This is a genomic window from Escherichia sp. 94.0001, assembly GCF_013369155.2.
Classification (GTDB): domain Bacteria; phylum Pseudomonadota; class Gammaproteobacteria; order Enterobacterales; family Enterobacteriaceae; genus Escherichia; species Escherichia coli_F.
The window spans coordinates 1-688 of the sequence record NZ_JABWMS020000215.1 but is presented as its reverse complement, the minus strand read 5'-3'; the positions used below and the strand labels follow the sequence as shown (position 1 = coordinate 688).

1 protein-coding gene is annotated in these 688 nt (G+C 32.8%); it reads right to left on the bottom strand.

Annotated features, from left to right (window positions below; all coding sequences use genetic code 11):
• The coding region (locus HEN33_RS25315; protein ID WP_183083534.1) for a CPBP family intramembrane glutamic endopeptidase at nucleotides 1–682 on the bottom strand (682 nt) is incomplete at its 3' end.
• Nucleotides 683–688: the final 6 nt, after the last annotated feature.

Sequence of the window (688 nt, the reverse complement as noted above, 5' to 3'; positions counted from 1 at the left end):
CTGTTATGTGATATTGTAACGTATATTGTATTCCTGTTATGACTGCATTCATCGCCATGTGAAGTAATATGGGCATTAACAGGCCATTCGACTTTATTTTTGCACTGATAAGAACTAACGATATCAGAAAGAGCATCAAAAATGTACGAAAGTCAGTATATTGTAGATGTAATGCAGAAAATATGACTGATGTTACAATAGCAGAGATGTAAATATTGTCATTAAACCAGAATTTAAAAGAGTTAAAAAGACACCCTCGAAATACAATCTCTTCATATACAGGAACAAGAAGTACGGAAGAAAATATATTAATCCATAAAATGGCCCCGGAAAAAGACATTTGCGAGATCATCCATTCTTCCGTTTTCCTCACTGCCAGCAGATAAGGGACAAATAACTGAATAATCATTATTAAAGAGAAAAGAGTAAAAAAAACATCCAGTCGAAAAGAACCTCTTCCTAATCCTTCTCTTTTTCGGAAGAAAATAAAATACAGTGGAACAAGAATTAGAAATTCAGCAAGAAATAATGCTGGAACAAGAAGCCCCCTGGATATAAGTTCCTGCCTGTTTGTAAGAAATGCAGGAATAAAGGTAATGGAAAATGATAAAGTAAACATTGAAAAGCAGCCGGCTGATGACTGTTTTTTTATAGTTGCATTTTTATTTTTTGTTATTTTCATTTATAT